17 protein-coding genes are annotated in these 17590 nt (G+C 44.8%); 6 read left to right on the top strand and 11 right to left on the bottom strand.

Translation table 11 applies throughout. From position 1 onward, the window contains the following. Window positions 1–40 precede the first annotated feature (40 nt). From arcA to aspA, 4 genes are all read right to left on the bottom strand, one after another. Window positions 41–1264 (bottom strand): arginine deiminase, encoded by a 1224-nt coding sequence (arcA, locus tag AB4351_RS03540; protein WP_017062724.1) that lies wholly within the window; start codon window positions 1262–1264, stop codon window positions 41–43. Window positions 1265–2068: 804 nt separating this feature from the next. Next, the gene (locus AB4351_RS03535) at window positions 2069–3517 is read right to left on the bottom strand and encodes a YfcC family protein (RefSeq protein ID WP_017062726.1); all 1449 of its coding nucleotides are present in this window, start codon (window positions 3515–3517) and stop codon (window positions 2069–2071) included. Window positions 3518–4027: 510 nt separating this feature from the next. After that, a complete protein-coding gene (locus tag AB4351_RS03530; RefSeq protein WP_017061168.1) occupies window positions 4028–5335 on the bottom strand; it encodes an anaerobic C4-dicarboxylate transporter in 1308 nt (435 codons plus the stop codon). A gap of 180 nt (window positions 5336–5515) precedes the next feature. After that, entirely contained in the window at window positions 5516–6967 is a 1452-nt protein-coding gene (aspA, locus tag AB4351_RS03525; protein WP_017063668.1) for an aspartate ammonia-lyase, read from the bottom strand. Between the two features lie 284 nt (window positions 6968–7251). Here aspA and AB4351_RS03520 point away from each other — a divergent pair, with 284 nt between their 5' ends. Next, window positions 7252–7776: an FxsA family protein gene (locus AB4351_RS03520; RefSeq protein WP_012604974.1), complete on the top strand. Its 525-nt coding sequence runs from the start codon at window positions 7252–7254 to the stop codon at window positions 7774–7776. Between the two features lie 182 nt (window positions 7777–7958). On the opposite strand, the gene trmL is transcribed toward AB4351_RS03520, so the two are convergent. From trmL to AB4351_RS03500, 4 genes are all read right to left on the bottom strand, one after another. Continuing rightward, window positions 7959–8438, bottom strand: a complete 480-nt coding sequence (gene trmL / locus AB4351_RS03515; protein ID WP_009844716.1) for a tRNA (uridine(34)/cytosine(34)/5-carboxymethylaminomethyluridine(34)-2'-O)-methyltransferase TrmL — start codon at window positions 8436–8438, stop codon at window positions 7959–7961. A gap of 77 nt (window positions 8439–8515) precedes the next feature. Next, on the bottom strand, window positions 8516–9133 hold the full coding sequence (locus AB4351_RS03510) for a superoxide dismutase (protein ID WP_372125067.1): 618 nt from the start codon (window positions 9131–9133) through the stop codon (window positions 8516–8518). 76 nt (window positions 9134–9209) lie between these two features. Then, window positions 9210–10589, bottom strand: a complete 1380-nt coding sequence (gene cpxA, locus AB4351_RS03505) for an envelope stress sensor histidine kinase CpxA (RefSeq protein WP_017068848.1) — start codon at window positions 10587–10589, stop codon at window positions 9210–9212. Then, window positions 10589–11278 carry a response regulator gene (locus AB4351_RS03500; protein ID WP_017066566.1) on the bottom strand — a complete coding sequence of 230 codons (690 nt, stop codon included), beginning with the start codon at window positions 11276–11278 and terminating at the stop codon, window positions 10589–10591. The genes cpxA and AB4351_RS03500 overlap by 1 nt, the downstream gene beginning before the upstream one ends. Window positions 11279–11456: 178 nt before the next feature. Between AB4351_RS03500 and AB4351_RS03495 the strand changes: the two genes are divergently transcribed. The 3 genes from AB4351_RS03495 (at window position 11457) to pfkA (ending at window position 14319) form a co-directional block, all read left to right on the top strand. Continuing rightward, a complete protein-coding gene (locus tag AB4351_RS03495; RefSeq protein WP_017063671.1) occupies window positions 11457–11966 on the top strand; it encodes a CpxP family protein in 510 nt (169 codons plus the stop codon). Between the two features lie 164 nt (window positions 11967–12130). Then, on the top strand, window positions 12131–13039 hold the full coding sequence (gene fieF, locus AB4351_RS03490) for a CDF family cation-efflux transporter FieF (protein ID WP_136977490.1): 909 nt from the start codon (window positions 12131–12133) through the stop codon (window positions 13037–13039). Between the two features lie 317 nt (window positions 13040–13356). Continuing rightward, window positions 13357–14319: a 6-phosphofructokinase gene (gene pfkA / locus AB4351_RS03485; protein WP_017061160.1), complete on the top strand. Its 963-nt coding sequence runs from the start codon at window positions 13357–13359 to the stop codon at window positions 14317–14319. 149 nt (window positions 14320–14468) lie between these two features. On the opposite strand, the gene tpiA is transcribed toward pfkA, so the two are convergent. Beyond that, window positions 14469–15239, bottom strand: a complete 771-nt coding sequence (tpiA, locus tag AB4351_RS03480; protein ID WP_017061158.1) for a triose-phosphate isomerase — start codon at window positions 15237–15239, stop codon at window positions 14469–14471. Between the two features lie 249 nt (window positions 15240–15488). Here tpiA and AB4351_RS03475 point away from each other — a divergent pair, with 249 nt between their 5' ends. After that, window positions 15489–15836, top strand: coding sequence for a 5-carboxymethyl-2-hydroxymuconate Delta-isomerase (locus AB4351_RS03475; protein ID WP_017061157.1), 348 nt, complete (start codon window positions 15489–15491; stop codon window positions 15834–15836). A gap of 45 nt (window positions 15837–15881) precedes the next feature. Then, window positions 15882–16310 (top strand): DUF805 domain-containing protein, encoded by a 429-nt coding sequence (locus tag AB4351_RS03470; RefSeq protein ID WP_017061156.1) that lies wholly within the window; start codon window positions 15882–15884, stop codon window positions 16308–16310. Window positions 16311–16371: 61 nt separating this feature from the next. Here AB4351_RS03470 and AB4351_RS03465 read toward each other — a convergent pair whose 3' ends face one another. Both AB4351_RS03465 and AB4351_RS03460 read right to left on the bottom strand, forming a co-directional pair. Further along, window positions 16372–16719, bottom strand: a complete 348-nt coding sequence (locus AB4351_RS03465) for a DUF3135 domain-containing protein (protein ID WP_017061155.1) — start codon at window positions 16717–16719, stop codon at window positions 16372–16374. A 122-nt stretch (window positions 16720–16841) separates the two neighbouring features. Then, entirely contained in the window at window positions 16842–17462 is a 621-nt protein-coding gene (locus AB4351_RS03460; protein WP_017063674.1) for a metalloregulator ArsR/SmtB family transcription factor, read from the bottom strand. Window positions 17463–17590 lie beyond the last annotated feature (128 nt).

The raw sequence follows: 17590 nt of genomic DNA, 5'->3' as shown, positions 1-17590 counted from the left end.
TATTTAAGATCATTCAACTTGGCCGTTTTCGTCTTAGTGATTAGATACCATCACGCTCAATTGGGCAGCTCATGCAGCGTGCGCCACCGCGACCGCGGCCAAGTTCATCTCCAGGGATAGGAAGAACTGTGATGCCTGCTTTATCGTATTTTTCATTGGTGTAGGTGTTGCCTTCGTAGCCAATCACAACGCCAGGTTTAACCGTTAGAACGTTGTTTGCATCGTTCCACTGCTCACGTTCTGCATGGAAGTTGTCACCACCGGTCGTGATTAGGTTTAGCTTGTCTACGCCAAGTGCTTTTTCGATAGCTGTTACGAAGTAGCCTTCTTCTTTCACTTTCACTGCGCCAGACTCATCACCAGTTAGGTTCCAGCACTGTACGTCTTTACTCACCACTTCAGGGTAAACAGAGAACGTATCTTCGTTCATGTGCGTCATAACGGTGTCTAAGTGCATGCAAGAGCGGTGTTTTGGTAGCTGCATTGCGATAACTTGTTTCGCTTGACCGTGTTTGAATAGGCTAGATGCTAAGTGCTCAACACCTTGTGCTGTTGTACGCTCAGACATACCGATAAGAACCGTACCGCGACCGATTACAAGAACGTCACCGCCTTCAATGGTTGAGTTGTCGTAGCTGATGTTTTCTTCATCGCCGAAGTACTTAATGAAGTCTTGGCCAGCAAATGTTGGGTGCCAGCGGTAAATAGCGCGAACGTGGTTGGTTTCACGTTGACGAGCAGGTTTCGCCATCGGGTTGATGGATACGCCACCGTATACCCAGCAAGATGTGTCACGAGTAAATAGGTGGTTTGGTAGCGGTTCGATAATGAAGTCGGTTGGTGCGTGCATGCCTTGCATCATTGAAGATGATTTCATTGGCATCTCAGCGTAAGACAGACCACCCGTTAGGATTTTTGCTAGTTCTAGGTTTGGTAAGTCGCCCAAGTAGCAGCGCACATCGTTAGCAAAGGTTTTGCCTAAGCGGTAATCAGAAACTTGATGATTCAAAAGCCAATCTTTCGCTTCTGGCACTGCTAGCGTGTCTGCTAGTAGGTCAGTAAGAAGAAGAACTTCAACACCTTGATCACGCAGCGTTTGAGTAAATGCGTCATGCTCTTTACCAGCACGTTCAACAGCCAGTACGTCATCAAATAGTAAATCGTGACAGTTAGAGGGTGTTAGGTGAGTCAGTGCGCGTCTTGGACGGTGAACTAGAACGCGGCGTAATTGACCTATTTCAGAACCTACATAGAACTTACTCATGATCGTCTCTCTCTTATATATTTGAATTACTTTTATCGCTAAGAGTAATTATTTATTTTCAGTTGAGAAGAATGAATTATTTATTCATATCTCTTGTCTGGAATTAATATTACGCCTGCTAGTCAGGTATTCTTAGAGATCTATCACAAATCGTTTTTTATCCCGCAGCCCTTTAAAATTAAGGGTTTTAACAAACTTTATGCACTTTCAGTTATGAATAATACATTCTAAATAGTTAGCAGTTAGGGAACTTTATGCACGCTTTTTTGACGAAACTTACTAGAATCTAATTTACGAGGGATTATATGCAGAATAGTTTTATTGATAAGAGTGTACTTAGCTTGGAAGTATGCAGTGTTTTTATTTAGATATTTAATTTTGGATGTGGAATTAATTGTTTATTAACAAAGTAAATGCGAATAAAGCTGTTGCGATCACATTTTAAAATCGGCTGTTTAAGTGTGTTTTTTGATAGAAAAGGGCATTAATCCTCGTCTGTTTATTAGGCTATTAATTACTTTAAATATAATTAACGCTAATAAGTGACTAACTATTTTTTAAACATCATGGTTGAAAATAGAGTGTTATTTCATCAAGAAAATTAGATGTTTAAAAGTAGGATTGATTCTTCTATTGCGAGTGCTTTGAGTTTGGTTGAGCTTGGCTACGAACAGAAGAACCTTGAATATCGCGTGTATGGCTTTGAGGAGCTGTTTCAGTGGCAGAGGGTTACATTGAGAGGGAACAATAAAAAAGCCGCTGTGAGAAGCGGCTTTGGATGAGAAAGGAGTGAAGTGCTGTTAGTTAGATCAGCGCACCAATACTCAGTACAACAATGCAGAACACCATCAATATACCGACTAGTGGCATCACCCATTTAACCCAGCGCACGTAAGGGACACGAGCAATCGCCAAACCACCCATCACCACCGCGGAGGTTGGGGTGATTAGGTTCACCAAGCCAGATGCAGATTGGTACGCAGTGATAACCAAGTCACGACCTACGCCAGCAAAGTCGGCCAGTGGTGCCATGATTGGCATGGTCAGTACCGCTAAGCCAGAGGTCGATGGCACTAAGAACGACAGTAGAATCTCTAAGAAGAACATCACGTTAATGAAGATAACCGAAGAAAGCCCCGTTACCATCTGTTCTGCTGAGAAGAGAATGGTATCGGTGATCATACCGCGGTCCATCACCACTACGATACCACGTGCAATACCTATGATGAGCGCAACGCCAAGTAGGTCGCGGGCACCATCAATGAAGCTGGTGGTAAACTCTTCTTCGCTCATGCGAGCCACAATACCAACGATGATGGTTGCTGCTAAGAACATCGCTGAGATCTCAGCCATCCACCATCCAGCAACGGATACACCATAAATCATTACAGCGAACGAGCCACCAAAAATGGTCAGAATCAGTTTGCGAGTCGCGGTGAATTCAAGTTTTTCGCCGCTCGCATTACCTAAGAAGTGCGCTTTGTTCTCTTCGTATTTGTCGTAGACAATTGATGTTGTTGGATCGGCTTGAACCATTCTTGCGTAACGCATTACGTAGGCAACACAAATACCCCAACCAATAATCAACATCGCAATGCGCAACACGATACCGTCTGTAAATGGAATACCAGAGGCGTTGGCAGCGATCACGGTTGCGAATGGGTTAATCGTTGAACCCAGCACCCCAATACCTGCACCAAGCAGTACGGTCGCAGCGGCAACAAGAGGGTCAAAGCGAGCTGCCATCATTACCGGCACTAGCAATGTATAGAAGGGCAGTGATTCTTCCGCCATGCCGTAGACGGTACCACCTGCGGCAAATAGCGCCATCAGTATTGGTATCATCAACTCTTCTCGCCCTTCTAAGCGGGCGGTGACGCGCTCGATACCGGCATCAATGGCACCCGTTTTGGTTACTAGCCCTAAGAAGCCACCAATGATTAAGATGAACAGCGAAACGTCGATAGCCGCCGCTTCATAGCTATTGTGGTCATAGAAGCCGTCAATAGGCGCGAGCAGTACATCAATCACGCCTTGAGGGTTACCTTCTACCGCTTGATAGGTTCCGGTTACGGGTACTTCTCGGCCTAGCTCTTCATTCATTGCACGGTCGTATTGGCCTGCTGGAACAATCCAGGTAAGCAGTGCGACGAACGCAATCAGAATAAATAGAATGGTGTAGGCAGAAGGGAATTTAAAGTTGGCAAAGAAGCCGCCCTTTTTTTTCTCGCTTGGTATCGTTTGAGTTGTCATGGCTATCTCCTTACATCATCTTAAATAGAAGTGATGTGAATTAGCGACTAATGATTTATAGATTGTAAATACACGGACACTTATAAAGCACTCAACGATATAAAGTTGCTGACTTTAAATTAAGGTTGTTTTTATATTTACTAATCCAAATGAAGTTAGATTTAATTTAGCTGCGGTTATTTTATTCCTTACTCCGGTATTTAAGTTTGGTGCTGTTCACAAAAATAATGGCTAATAAAAGGGCTAAAAAATGGCAGAAAATCGTCAAGGTTTTTTGGTTAGTTAGCTTGGATTAATATTCGTTTTGGATTAACTGGAAGTGGAAGGAGATTGATTTGGTAGGTGTTGTTTATGATTAGGAAGAATAATCTTGGAATTTTATTCAAACTTTATTTTTAGGCGGTTTTTAAAGTTTATAATGGTTATTTGATGCGTATCAAATAACACATTGATCAGAAAACAAAAAAGGAAGCCGAAGCTTCCTTTTAAATGTTCAATCACCAGCGAATGTTAGATAAACAGACCGCCGAATGCGAAGCCGAGTGCTACCGCAGTACTGATTGTTACCACACCTGGAATGAAGAATGGGTGGTTGAATACGTAGTTACCGATACGCGTTGAGCCTGTGTCATCCATCTCAACCGCTGCTAGTAGCGTAGGGTAAGTTGGAAGTACGAACAGCGCACTTACCGCAGCAAAAGAAGCAACGGCTGTTAGTGGTGCTACGCCAATCGCTAGTGCTGCAGGCATCAGTGCAACTGTTGTTGCGCCTTGAGAGTAAAGCAGCATAGAAGCGAAGAACAGAACAAGAGCCAGCATCCATGGGTAGTCAGCCAGTAGAGCGCCTGCTACGTCTTTGATTTCAGCAACGTGTGCGTTTACAAACGTTGAACCTAACCAAGCCACACCAAGTACACATACACATGCCGTCATACCAGAACGGAACGTTGGTGCTGAAGAAATCTTCGCTGCATCAATCTTAGTGAACATCACGATAGCCGCTGCTGCTGCCAGCATTACAGACATGATCGCTTCGTTACGACCTAGCGCCGGGTTTTCAATTAGGCCAACAGAGCTAGAGATAGCCGCTGCGTAACAAACCACGAAACCAATTGCAGCTAGGAAGATGTACGTTGCTTTCTTCGCTGTAGGTAGAATTTCGCGTTTCTCTTCTGTTGCTAGCTTGATTAGACCTTTCTCTAGACGTTCTTGATAAACAGGATCGTCTTTCAATTCGCTACCCATGTAGTTAGCAACAACCGCACCAACCATACAAGCGATGAAGGTTGTTGGGATACAAACCATCAATAGCGTTAGGTAATCAACACCAAATGGTGCCAACATTGCTGCGAAAGCCACAACTGCAGCCGAGATTGGCGAAGCTGTGATAGCAATTTGAGAAGCGACAACTGCGATAGACAGTGGACGAGAAGGACGAACACCTTGGCCTTTCGCTACTTCTGCAATAACAGGAAGCGTAGAGAATGCTGTGTGACCAGTACCCGCCATTAATGTCATTACAAAGGTCACAATCGGCGCGTAAAAGGTGATGCGTTCAGGGTGTTTACGCAAAAAGTTTTCGGCAATTTGTACCAACCAGTCCATACCGCCAGCAACTTGCATTGCAGCAATTGCGGTGATAACTGACATGATGATCAAGATTACGTCGATCGGGATGAAAGATTGGCTTGTTGGAACGCCAAGAATAAGTGAAAGGGCAATAACACCAGCACCACCGGCAAAACCAATACCGATACCGCCAATTCTGGCCCCCAAAAAGATAAAGAGCAGGACGACAAACAGTTCTACTGCAATCATAAGTAACACCTCATTTAGATTTTATTATGTGAACATTCGCCGCTGGAATGTTCACATAATAGTTCTATGGTTTAGATTCAATTTGGCAAAAGCGCAACCAACGGAAATCCACAAAATAATCATGGTTAACCGTATTGGAGCCTAAAAAAGGGCTCCGTTTGGAACCCTTTCTCGCTAACTTTATTCGTAGCGCTTCGCTTTATACTGAGGATGCATCAAATTTTCAACAGAGAAAATGTCATCAAGTTCTTCTTCGGTCAATAAACCGCGTTCTAGAACTACATCACGAACACTCTTACCTGTTTCTGCACAGATCTTACCAACAATGTCACCTTCGTGGTGGCCAATGTATGGGTTTAGGTAAGTGACGATACCGATAGAGTTAAATACGTGCGCTTCACATACTTCTTTGTTTACCGTAATGCCGTCTACACACTTGTCGCGCAGGTTCACACAAGCGTTTGTCAGAATGTCTAGAGACTCAAACATGCTTTGTGCAATAACAGGTTCCATTACGTTCAGTTGAAGTTGACCACCTTCCGCAGCGAAAGAAACCGTGTTGTCGTTACCTAGAACTTTGAAGCAAACTTGGTTTACTACTTCAGGTACAACTGGGTTTACTTTAGCAGGCATGATTGAAGAACCTGCTTGCAGTTCAGGTAGGTTTAGCTCGTTCAAACCAGTACGTGGACCTGAAGAAAGTAGACGCAAGTCGTTACAGATCTTAGATAGCTTAACTGCTAGACGCTTAAGTGCGCCGTGCGTCATTACGTATGCGCCACAGTCAGACGTTGCTTCGATTAAATCTTCAGCCGCTACACACTCTAGGCCTGTTACTTCTGCTAGGTGTTTCACTGCTAGGCCTTGGTAACCCGGTGCTGCGTTCAGACCTGTACCGATAGCCGTTGCGCCTAGGTTTACTTCAAGCAGTAGTTTTGAAGTGTATTCTAGGTTTTTGATTTCTTCATTGATGGTTACAGCCCAAGCGTGGAACTCTTGGCCAACCGTCATTGGAACTGCGTCTTGAAGCTGAGTACGACCCATCTTCAAAATCGTGTTGAATTCTTGGCTCTTAAGCTCGAATGCACCTTTTAGGTATTCGATCGCATCAATCAGTTTACGAACGCTGTTGTAAACAGAGATACGGAAGCCAGTTGGGTAAGCACAGTTTGTAGATTGGCTGCGGTTTACATGGTCGTTCGGGTTGATGAACTCGTATTGGCCTTTTTCTTTGCCCATAAGTTCAAGAGCCACGTTCGCAACAACTTCGTTTGCGTTCATGTTTACAGAAGTACCAGCACCACCTTGGAAAACGTCCGATGGGAACTGATCCATGCACTTACCCGTGTCTAGAATTAGGTCACAAGCTTGGATGATGTATTTAGCCACTTCGCTTGGAATTACACCTAACTCTTTGTTTGCTAAAGCCGCTGCTTTCTTAGTCATCACCATACCGCGAACGAATTCAGGTACATCTGAGATCGTTACATTTGAGATGTTGAAGTTTTCAACTGCGCGTAGAGTGTGGATGCCGTAGTAAGCATCAGCCGGAACATGACGTTGACCTAATAGATCTTCTTCGAGACGAGTAGCTTGAGGAGCTTCAACTTGAGCTTCTGATTGAGTAGCCATAACAGGATCCTTAGAGAATTATTCTGATTATATAGTTAGTTATTAGCCTATTCTGTGTGCAAATACTCCGTTCGCTAGAATATTGGGCTGATAAATCCGTCCTGACTTATGTGGCACATGATACTGTACTTAGCGCATAAAAATATTAAGTGGATCACCTTTTTCGGTTTTGTTTCGTCAATATTTTGCAAAGTTATTCTTGGTCAATAAACACGCTTATTTACAGGATAAATTTGAGATTGTTAGGGCTTTCAGCGTAAACTGCAAGTAACAAAGGAGGGCGTGTGTTTCCTATCTTATTATTACTATTTATCTTCGTACCCATCATTGAGATTGGGCTATTTATTCAAGTTGGTGGCTTCTTAGGATTGTGGCCAACTATTGCGTTGGTTTTGATCACTGCATTTGTGGGTGCATCGCTGGTTCGTAGCCAAGGCATTCAGACACTTATGTCTGTGCAAGGTCGCTTGCAACAAGGCGAAATGCCAGCACAACAGATTCTTGAAGGCGTGATGCTTGCAGTTGCCGGTGTATTGCTGCTGACTCCGGGTTTTATGACGGACGCACTCGGTATGTTGGTATTATTGCCAGCACCAAGAGCGATGATTGCCAAGAAAATGATGGAAAAAATGGTGGTGACCAACATGTCTGGTGGTTTCCATGCCGGTGGACAAGCTGGTTTTGGCCAGAGCCCATTTGGACAAGACCCATTCAATCGCGATCCATCTGACCAATCAAAAGACGGCAACACCTTTGAAGGTGAGTTTGAGAAGAAAGACGACGACAACGATCGTAACCGCTTAAACTAATTAATTTTTTCTCTCTTTATATAGAGGGAAAACAGAAAAGGCTCTTACCTTTATCCTTCGCAAGAAAGTGATAATGGTAAGAGCCTTTTTTATTGTCTGTCGCTAGCTGTTACTTACTGTTTACTATCGATAACAGATAACAGATAACAGATAACAGATAAAAGATAAGCTTGAGTGTTCGGTTATACCGCGCCTTCAAAACCCATTTGTCGCCATGCTTCAAAAGCAATGATTGCCACTGCGTTAGACAGGTTCAGGCTGCGCGCGTCTGGCATCATTGGAATACGAATGCGTTGTTCCATTGGCATACTTTCGATGAATTCAGCAGGCAGCCCGCGAGTCTCTGGGCCAAACATCAACACATCACCTTGTTGGAATTTTGCATCAACGTGGTGACCTGTCGTTTTAGTGGTGCAGGCAAAGATGCGGAAGTCACCCTCGCGTTCATTCTCAAGATACTCAAGGAAAGCTTCTAGGTTCTTGTGACGCTTAACTCGCGCAAGGTCGTGGTAATCCAAGCCAGCACGACGAACCTTCTTCTCTTCAAAATCAAAGCCAAGCGGTTCAATCAGGTGCAGGTTTGCGCCGCAGTTAGCACATAGGCGGATGATGTTACCCGTATTGGGTGCAATTTCTGGTTCGTATAGAGCGATATCAAACATGTTGGTTCACAAGAGTAATCAAAGATAGCCCGAGTATACGGTGGCAAGCTGAGTGAGTACAGTTCACCACCATTCGCTTACGCTTTATTCGCGAGTGCTTGTGCGTAGTTTTCAGCAACCGCCTTCCAATTCACCACATTCCACCATGCGTTGATGTAATCAGGACGACGGTTTTGGTAGCTGATGTAGTAGGCGTGTTCCCAAACATCGAGCGCGAGAATCGGTTCGCCATCACTCGCCACGGTATCCATCCACGGATTATCTTGGTTCGAGGTTGAGATGATCTTCAGTTGCCCTTGCTCTACCACTAGCCAAGCAAAGCCGGAGCCAAAGGTATTGATCGCCGCTTGGGCGAACTGATCTTGGAATGTCTCGAAATCACCGAAGGTACTCTTGATAGCCTCACCAAGCTCGCCCGTAGGTTCACCACCACCGTCTTGCGACATGCAATTCCAATACAAGATGTGATTGTAGTAGCCGCCGCCATTGTTACGCACGGCAGGGCTGTGCTGAGATATGTTGGCAAAGATCTCGGTCAGAGATTGCTGTTCTAGCTCGCTGCCAGACACTGCCGCAACAAACTTATCGTAGTAGGTTCTATGGTGCTTGCTGTAATGCACTTCCATTGTCTTAGCGTCAATGTAAGGCTCTAGGGCATCGTAAGCGTAGGGTAAAGCAGGGAAAGTGTGCGACATGGTAAATCCTCCTTAATTAGAGGATTTACCATAATGATAATAACAATCATTATCAACTGTGATCTTTGTGGGGGTATTACACCGGTAAGATAGGCAGCGTGATTTCGAGTTGTAATCCACCGAGCTGGCTGCGGGTTGCGGTGATGGTTCCGCTGTGTTGGCGAATCGCACTTTCAGTAATGGTTAATCCAAGCCCTGTGCCGCCAGAGTTTCTGTCACGCGCTGTTGAGACACGGTAGAAAGGTCTGAAGATAGAATCGAGTTCATCCTCTGGAACACCATCACCATTATCATTGACGCAAATTGTTAGCTGATCTTGAACCACATGGAACTGTACATCCACTTGGTCTTTACCGTAGTAGATGGCATTGCGTGTAATGTTGTCTAGCGCACTCATCAGCAGTTTAGGGTTCCCCGAAATAGAGCGTTCTGGGATCTCCGAGAACGTCAGTTGTTTGCCCATCTGTTCGGCTTCAAACTCTGCGTCTTTTAAGATCTCTTCCCATAGGCTCGAGATAGGCTGAACCTCACGAGTAATATGGCTGTCGACCTGCATACGAGATAGCGTTAGCAGCTCACTGATCATCTGTTCCAAACGCTGTGCTTCGGTATCAATGCGTTCTAACTCTTGGCTCTCGCCTTGTTTACGAATCGCCAGTGCATTGGCCATGCGAAGACGTGTCAGTGGCGAGCGGAGCTCGTGTGAGATATCAGAGAGCAGGCGTTGTTGCCCCGAAATCATCTGGTTTACCGCTTCTACCATCTGGTTAAAGCTTTCACCAGCTTGTCTGAACTCTGAAGTACCTTTTTCGAGTGTTGGATCGACCTCGAATTGACCTTTCGCCACGCGTTGTGCCGCGCGTTCTAGCCTGCGAGCGGGTTGACTCAGTGCCCAAGCTAACCAAAGTAATAGCGGGGTACTCGCCAACATCACGGCAAGCAATAGCTGCAGAGGTCTATCAAACAGGCGCAGTAAGAATGGCGGTGGTTGGTTCCACTTCACTCCGGCATACATCAGCAACTCTTCACCAGCGAGAGTAATTGGCACTGGCCCTGCGACCATGTAGTGTCCGTAGAGTTTTTGCTTCGGTATCTCAGGGTTATCAATCGAGGTAACAAAGTTACGAATCGCCTTTAGCTTATAGTCTGAATGCCTTTTCGAGGTAAGGACTGCGCCCTCAAGATCGGTCAGGTAGATGCGAGCTCTAGAATCCTTGCGGCTGCGTGGCGCCTCCAGTTGGAAGACAATCTTGCCCAGATTAGGTTCTTTGGCGTAGCGTTTCTCTGTGATTTTAGCGATACGCTCGAGTTTATCGAGGTGATCTGCGGGCACATCTCGCGCGACTCGAGGGTCTAAATGGGGAAGTGACAGCACCGACAAAAGCACCAGTAACATGGTGAACCAAAAGATAGCAAAGATACGTCCATATAAGCTGGTGATTTTAGGTATACGCATTAATCTTCCTCTACCAATAAGTAGCCACGGCCTCGTAAGGTTTTGATACGTGATTTGCCGTCAGTGCGCTCAGGAATCTTCTTACGTAGATTAGAGATGTGCATGTCTATCGCGCGGTCAAACGCTGCGAGCCTTTTACCCAGCACATCCAAACTCAATGCTTCTTTGGTGATCACTTGCCCTGGGTTTTGGATAAGGTGACTCAGTAGGGCGAACTCGGTTGTGGTGAGGTCGATGAGCTCCCCATTGCAGTAGGCTTCTTGTTTGCCCGGGAAGACTTCGATGTCTTGATATTGAACTCTATCACTGGCCGCCTTAGGTGCGGTGTTGGTTTGAGTACGACGCAAGATAGCTCGAATACGAGCTAACAACTCTCGGTCACTGAAAGGTTTAGGCAGGTAATCATCCGCGCCAAGTTCAAGACCAATCACACGGTCGATCTCTTCGCCTTTTGCGGTCAGCATTAGTACCGGCGTTTCCCAATTTTCCCTCAGCTTTTTTAGCGTTTCCATGCCATTAAGGCGCGGCATCATCACATCCAAAAGGACCAGATCAATCTCATCATTGATCGCTTCAAGCCCGGCATAGCCATCATTGGCTTCGGAGACAGTGAAGCCCTCAAAGCTCAAAATGTCTTTAAGTAAGCTGGTTAACTCTGTGTCGTCATCAATAAGAAGAATGTTCGCCATTGGGAAGCCTTAATCATTTAGTTAGGTTAATAATACTGCTAATTATTCGTCAACTTTCACTCTTTACGATTCTTTACGCTTTCTAAACGTCACTTTACGAGGGAAAGACTAATCTATATTCAAGCGCTGAGAAACAGACGCAACACATGACTTATTATACCGAATTGAGGCAACAATTATGAAAATGACTAAGAAACTTGTACTAGCAGCTGCGGCACTTCCACTTATTTTTGGTACAGCAAGCGCGTATGCTTACGGTGGTGGTGATAAAGGTGACCACAAAGGTATGCACGACAAGTGTGGCGGTTTCGATAAAAAAGTAATGCGCCAACTAGACCTAACCGACGCTCAAAAAGAACAGTTAAAAGAGATGCGTGAAGCAGACCGTGCTGAGATGAAAGCAAAGCGCGGTGCAAACAAAACGGCAAAAATGGCGCAAATGAAAGCGCATCACGAAAAGGTTCAAGCATTGGTACTTGCTGACAACTTTGACGAAGCAGCAGCAAACGACCTAGCAAGCCAAATGGTTGAGAAGCAAACTGAGCGTCGCGTAGCAATGCTTAAGAAGCAACACCAAATGATGAGCGTACTAACGGCTGAGCAAAAGACTCAACTGAAAGAAATCCAACAAGAGCGCATGACTAAGTGTGCTGACAAAATGGGAAAACGCATGAACAAAGACAAGTAATTCATTGCTTGAAAAATCAGCGTTGAATGAAAGTGTTTAGAAAGAAGCGGCCGAGTGCCGCTTTTTTTGATCCTTAAAAATGAATGTTTTACATCATAGCTGTCATATTCAATTGGTTGTTTGCAGGTTATACTTTGTGCTATCAGTCACTTTATAGCCAAGTTATGAAACAAGAATACGCACGTTTAGTTACGCTCGCCGCTTGGGCAGCCACCACCATCGCCACTATTTTATTGATAGTGAAAGTCGCAGCGTGGTGGGTAACAGGTTCTGTGAGTCTGCTGGCTTCCGTCGTGGATTCAATGCTGGATATCGCGGCCTCTGTCGTTAACCTTATCGTGGTTCGTTACTCTCTGCAGCCTGCCGACAAAGAGCACACCTTTGGTCATGGTAAGGCTGAATCTCTCGCTGCATTAGCGCAGGCAATGTTTATTTCAGGCTCTGCATGTTTCCTTATTCTCAATGGTATTGAGCGCTTCTTCCGACCTCATGAACTGAATTCTCCAGAGATTGGTATCTATGTCAGCTTATTTGCGATGGTGATGACCTTCGGTTTGGTTCGATTCCAAAAGCATGTGGTCAACAAAACAGGCAGCCAAGCTATTGCGGCCGACTCTCTGCACTATCAATCAGACCTTTATATGAACGCTGCGATTATGCTGGCACTGGCATTGAGTTGGTTTGGGCTTGGCCAAGCGGACTCTGTATTTGCGGTGGGTATAGGTATCTACATTCTGTACAGCGCTTATCAAATGGCGATGGAAGCGGTTCAGTCTCTGCTTGATCATAAGCTGCCAGATGATGAGCTGAAACAGATTAAAGAGACATCATTGAGCGTGGAAGGCGTGTTGGGTGTGCATCAATTACGAACGCGTCGCTCGGGGCCAATACGCTTCATCCAACTGCATCTAGAATTGGAAGATAATATCCCACTTATTGAAGCGCATCGCATTTCTGACGAAGTAGAGGCTAAGCTTATCTCCGTGTTCCCTGATGCTGATGTATTAATTCACCAAGACCCGTATTCGGTCGTATTTGGACCAGAGAAGCAGCAAAAATTCCACTCGTGGTAATGCGTGCTAAAAATCAGCGGGCAAATGGTAAGTGAGTGGCTTTTGAACTAAAGTGAGTAAAAATTATTAACTGTTAGGTGATTCAAAAACCACCTTAGTAACAATTAATGTTGATTCTGATGTGAATCAACAAAGTTATTGAGTAAAACTGTAATACTCTTACAGAAGTAGAAATGTTACATAATTTTACGCGATTTGAGTGCTATTCCTGTTGAGGAAATGTAACATAACGCACAAATATAGATTTAAAATCTTGTTGATATACAATCAGCAAGAACAAGAATTGAATAATAGATTCCCAAAAATCGAGGGTGAGCATGATTAAGAAGATCGGTGTTTTGACCAGTGGTGGTGACGCTCCAGGTATGAACGCAGCAGTTCGCGGCGTTGTTCGTACTGCGTTATCAGTTGGCATTGAAGTTTACGGTATTTACGATGGCTACCAAGGCCTTGTTGAAGACCGTATCGAAAAGCTTGACCGTTCAAGCGTATCTGACGTGATCAACCGTGGTGGTACTTTCTTAGGTTCTGCACGTTTCCCTGAATTTAAAGACGTTGCTGTTCGTGAGAAAGGCATTGAGAACCTTAAGAAGCACGGTATCGAAGCACTTGTTGTTATCGGTGGTGACGGTTCTTACATGGGTGCTAAGAAGCTGACTGAAATGGGTTACCCATGTATCGGTCTTCCAGGCACAATCGATAACGATATCGCGGGTACTGACTACACAATCGGTTACCTAACAGCGCTTAACACTGTTATTGATTCAATTGACCGTCTACGTGACACGTCTTCTTCTCACCAACGTATTTCTATTGTTGAAATCATGGGCCGTCACTGTGGTGACCTTACGCTTATGTCAGCAATCGCGGGTGGTTGTGAGTACATCATTACTCCAGAGACTGGCCTAGATAAAGAACAGCTTATCAGCAACATCCAAGATGGTATTGCGAAAGGTAAGAAGCACGCAATCATCGCTCTAACTGAGCTAATGATGGATGCTAACGAACTGGCTAAAGAGATCGAATCTTCAACAGGTCGTGAAACTCGTGCAACGGTTCTTGGTCACATCCAACGTGGTGGTCGTCCTACTGCATTTGACCGTGTATTGGCTTCTCGCATGGGTAACTACGCTGTTCACCTTCTTCAAGAAGGTCACGGTGGTCGTTGTGTGGGTATCGAGAAAGAAGAACTTGTTCACCACGACATCATCGATTGTATCGAGAACATGCAGAACCCAGACCGTTCTGAGCTGTTCCGCGTTGCAGAAGAGTTGTTCTAAGCCACGCTTAGCGTTCGCTTAAAGAATTTAAAAACCGCTGATTATTCAGCGGTTTTTTTGTGCCTGCCGTTTGGGTTTCAGAAACGACAGGTAATAAAAAAGGCCAACCTAAGTTGACCTTTCATCTAATCTAAACGGTGAGGTTTAAATTAAGCTTTTGCTTCAGCTGCTGCTTTAGCGATAGCTGCGAAGCTTTTCGCGTCTAGAGCTGCGCCGCCAACTAGAGCACCGTCGATGTCTGGTTGTGCGAAGTAAGCTGCTGCGTTTTCTGGCTTAACAGAACCGCCGTATTGGATAACAACTTTCTTAGCAACTTCTTCAGATTTCTCTGCGATGTGTGCACGGATTTGAGCGTGGATGCGTTGTGCATCTTCAGCTGTAGCTGCTTTACCAGTACCGATAGCCCAGATTGGTTCGTAAGCGATGATAGCGCCTTCAAGAGCTTCAACACCTTGAGTGTTGATAACAGCGTCAAGTTGACGAGCACATACTGCAACAGTTTCGCCTGCTTCGTTTTGTGCTTCAGATTCACCGATACAAAGAACTGGAGTTAGGCCGTTCTCTTTTAGGAATGCGAATTTCTTAGCTACGAACTCATCTGATTCGTTGTGGTATTCACGACGCTCAGAGTGACCGATGATGATGTGAGATGCGCCGAACTCTTTAAGCATTGCTGGAGACATGTCGCCAGTGAATGCACCGCTGTTGTTTAGGTCAGAGTTTTGAGCACCTAGGATGATCGCGCTGCCCGCTTCAGTAAGCGTACGCTCTGCTAGATCAACGAAAAGTGCTGGTGGAGCAACTGCTACGTCTACGCCTGTTACGCCTTCAAGTTCAGCGTTAAGACCGTTTAGTAGATCAACAACCATTTCTTTGCTGCCGTTTAGTTTCCAGTTACCCATAACTACAGGATGACGCATAGGAATATCTCCAAAGTATTTAAATAAATCGAATGTAAAAAAGTAAACTTTATTACGAAATAATATAACAGATTAATATCAACAGATCATGACTGTGGTCATGACTTTCTTGGATCTTACTCAATGGTCAGAGTAGATTTTGAGCATATATCAGTGATCCGGCAGACAGAATAATAGCTAACTTCTCGGATTTTTCATCGTTAGTTGTTATTAAGGGACAAACGATTGCGTTAACAACAGGAAGTAACAATGCCGAATCTAGTTCTAGAGTACTCCAATTCAGTGGATGAGCGAGTAAATATCCAAGGCTTACTGGAAGATCTCCACCAAGTCGCTCTCACATGTGGCTTGTTTGATGTGCCATCAGTGAAATCTCGTTCACTGCGTTGCCATAATTGGTTGGTCGGTGATGAGGAAGATAGTGTAGACTTTATTCATATCAGCTTTGAGTTACTTTCGGGACGAACGGAAGAGCAAAAGCGAGAATTGTCACGATCGTTAATGCAGATCCTGCAAGAACAAGCGAGTCATGTAAGAAGCTTAACGGTGAATATTCGTGATATGGATAAAAGTTGCTTTCAAAAAGTAATAAACTAACCATTGCTGCTGACTTTTAGCGGCGTATAAATTTGAGTATTTAAGATGTCGATGAAAGAATTACTGCTCTCTTTCAAGGGGAGAATTGGTCGTAAGACTTACTGGATTTGGAATGTTTTCTACTACATAGCGATTACCGGTTTTGCTTCAGGTATCTCTGTGTTGTTCCCTGCTTACTCTTATATCCTGCTACCAATCATCCTATTGATGCTTGTGATCCCAGACCTTGCGGTAACCGCTAAGCGCTGGCACGACCGCAATAAGTCTAATTACTGGCTACTATTGAATGTGCCATTAGTATTGGGTCGTTTAGCTTCGCCAATGGTTGCAACGACGACAGAGCCGGTATCGCCAATTCATATGGCGGCAACCGTCGCGGCATTAGTGTGTGGTTTCTGGATTCTGATTGAGTGTGGTTTGTTGAAAGGTACAGAAGGCCGTAATGACTACGGCGAAGACCCATGTGAATATTGAACAGCGAACCAATAAGAAGGGGGCATTACGCTCCCTTTTTCTTTTTAGTGCTTTGCTAATTTCAGTACATTTTAGGTTCGGTATTCGGCTTAAAAGGCACGACATTTTCAGGCAGAGATTCTTCAAAGCCGCAGCGCCCTTCGAGTGCATCTTGGAACTTACAGACCTGACAGCGCAGCTCTTGCATGAGTACGACATTGGCGTGGTGTGGGTTTTTACAACGGCTAACCACTAAGTCGATGTGACTTTGCTGCGCACGAAGTCGGTCTTGCATCACGTCTGAAGCCGAACAAATCATCTGTTCGCACATCTCGTGTTTGAATTGATTGAATGCTTTCGGGTCGCTTTTCGCGAGTTGGACAAGTTCATCAAAGGGTGGCAGTTTTTGAGCGGGTTGTGGATGCGCCATCATTCCTTCCTTAGCATTAAGCGTGTTTCATATGCTCTAAGCTTAAGAAAGAAATCTGTACAAATTTTAATCTATTTGTATTTTCTCAATATTGAGACGGTATTAGCCGATTACCTTTGCAATCAAAGGGCGGGTGTTAAGGTGTAAGTGCAGCGTCGTTCGCCAGCAATGATGTGCTCTGTACGGCTCACGTGACACTCATCTTTTAGTAACTCAGTAAACACGTTGAGCTCAGATTGGCACAGGCTAGGGCAGCGAGTTGCAGCCTTACAGATAGGGCAGTGGTTCTCAATCAAGATGTAGTGATCATCATGTTCTTGAAGCTCAGCCATGTAGCCTTCGTCTTCACGAAGCTGGGTGAGTTTTTTAAGCTTGCTGATGAGTGAATCACAGCCAGACAGCGCAGTTTGATACTGCTTAAGAGTGTGTTGTTCACGCTCGGCAGCAACCTTAGCCAGCCCTTCTTTACCAAATAGATTCTCGACAGCATCAATCACTTGAATGGTGAGTTCACCATGTCGGTCTGAAAATTGGTTATGACCTTGTTGAGTCAGGGACCAGTGGCGAGTCGGGCGACCCACTTTCACTTTCACATCATGAAACGCAAGAATACCGTCATCTTCCAGGCTTTGCAGATGTTGCCTTGCCCCCATTGTCGTCATGCCAAATTCTTCTGACAGTTGTTTCGCGGTTACCGCGCCTTGACGCTTAATGGTCTGTAAGATTCTGTCGCTTGTTTTCATACTATCCCTACCTAATGAACCTTACTATTATGAGGCAAGGTGTTTATAAAGCAAACCATTTACTATATTGATGATAATTTACTCTATTGGCTGCCATGGTCAGATTCTGGTGCGCTAATAAAACAAAA

Source organism: Vibrio sp. 10N.261.51.F11, assembly GCF_041471665.1.
Classification (GTDB): Bacteria; Pseudomonadota; Gammaproteobacteria; order Enterobacterales; family Vibrionaceae; genus Vibrio; species Vibrio crassostreae_C.
Note: the sequence above shows the minus strand (reverse complement) of the source record. Positions and strands in the feature narration are given on the sequence as shown.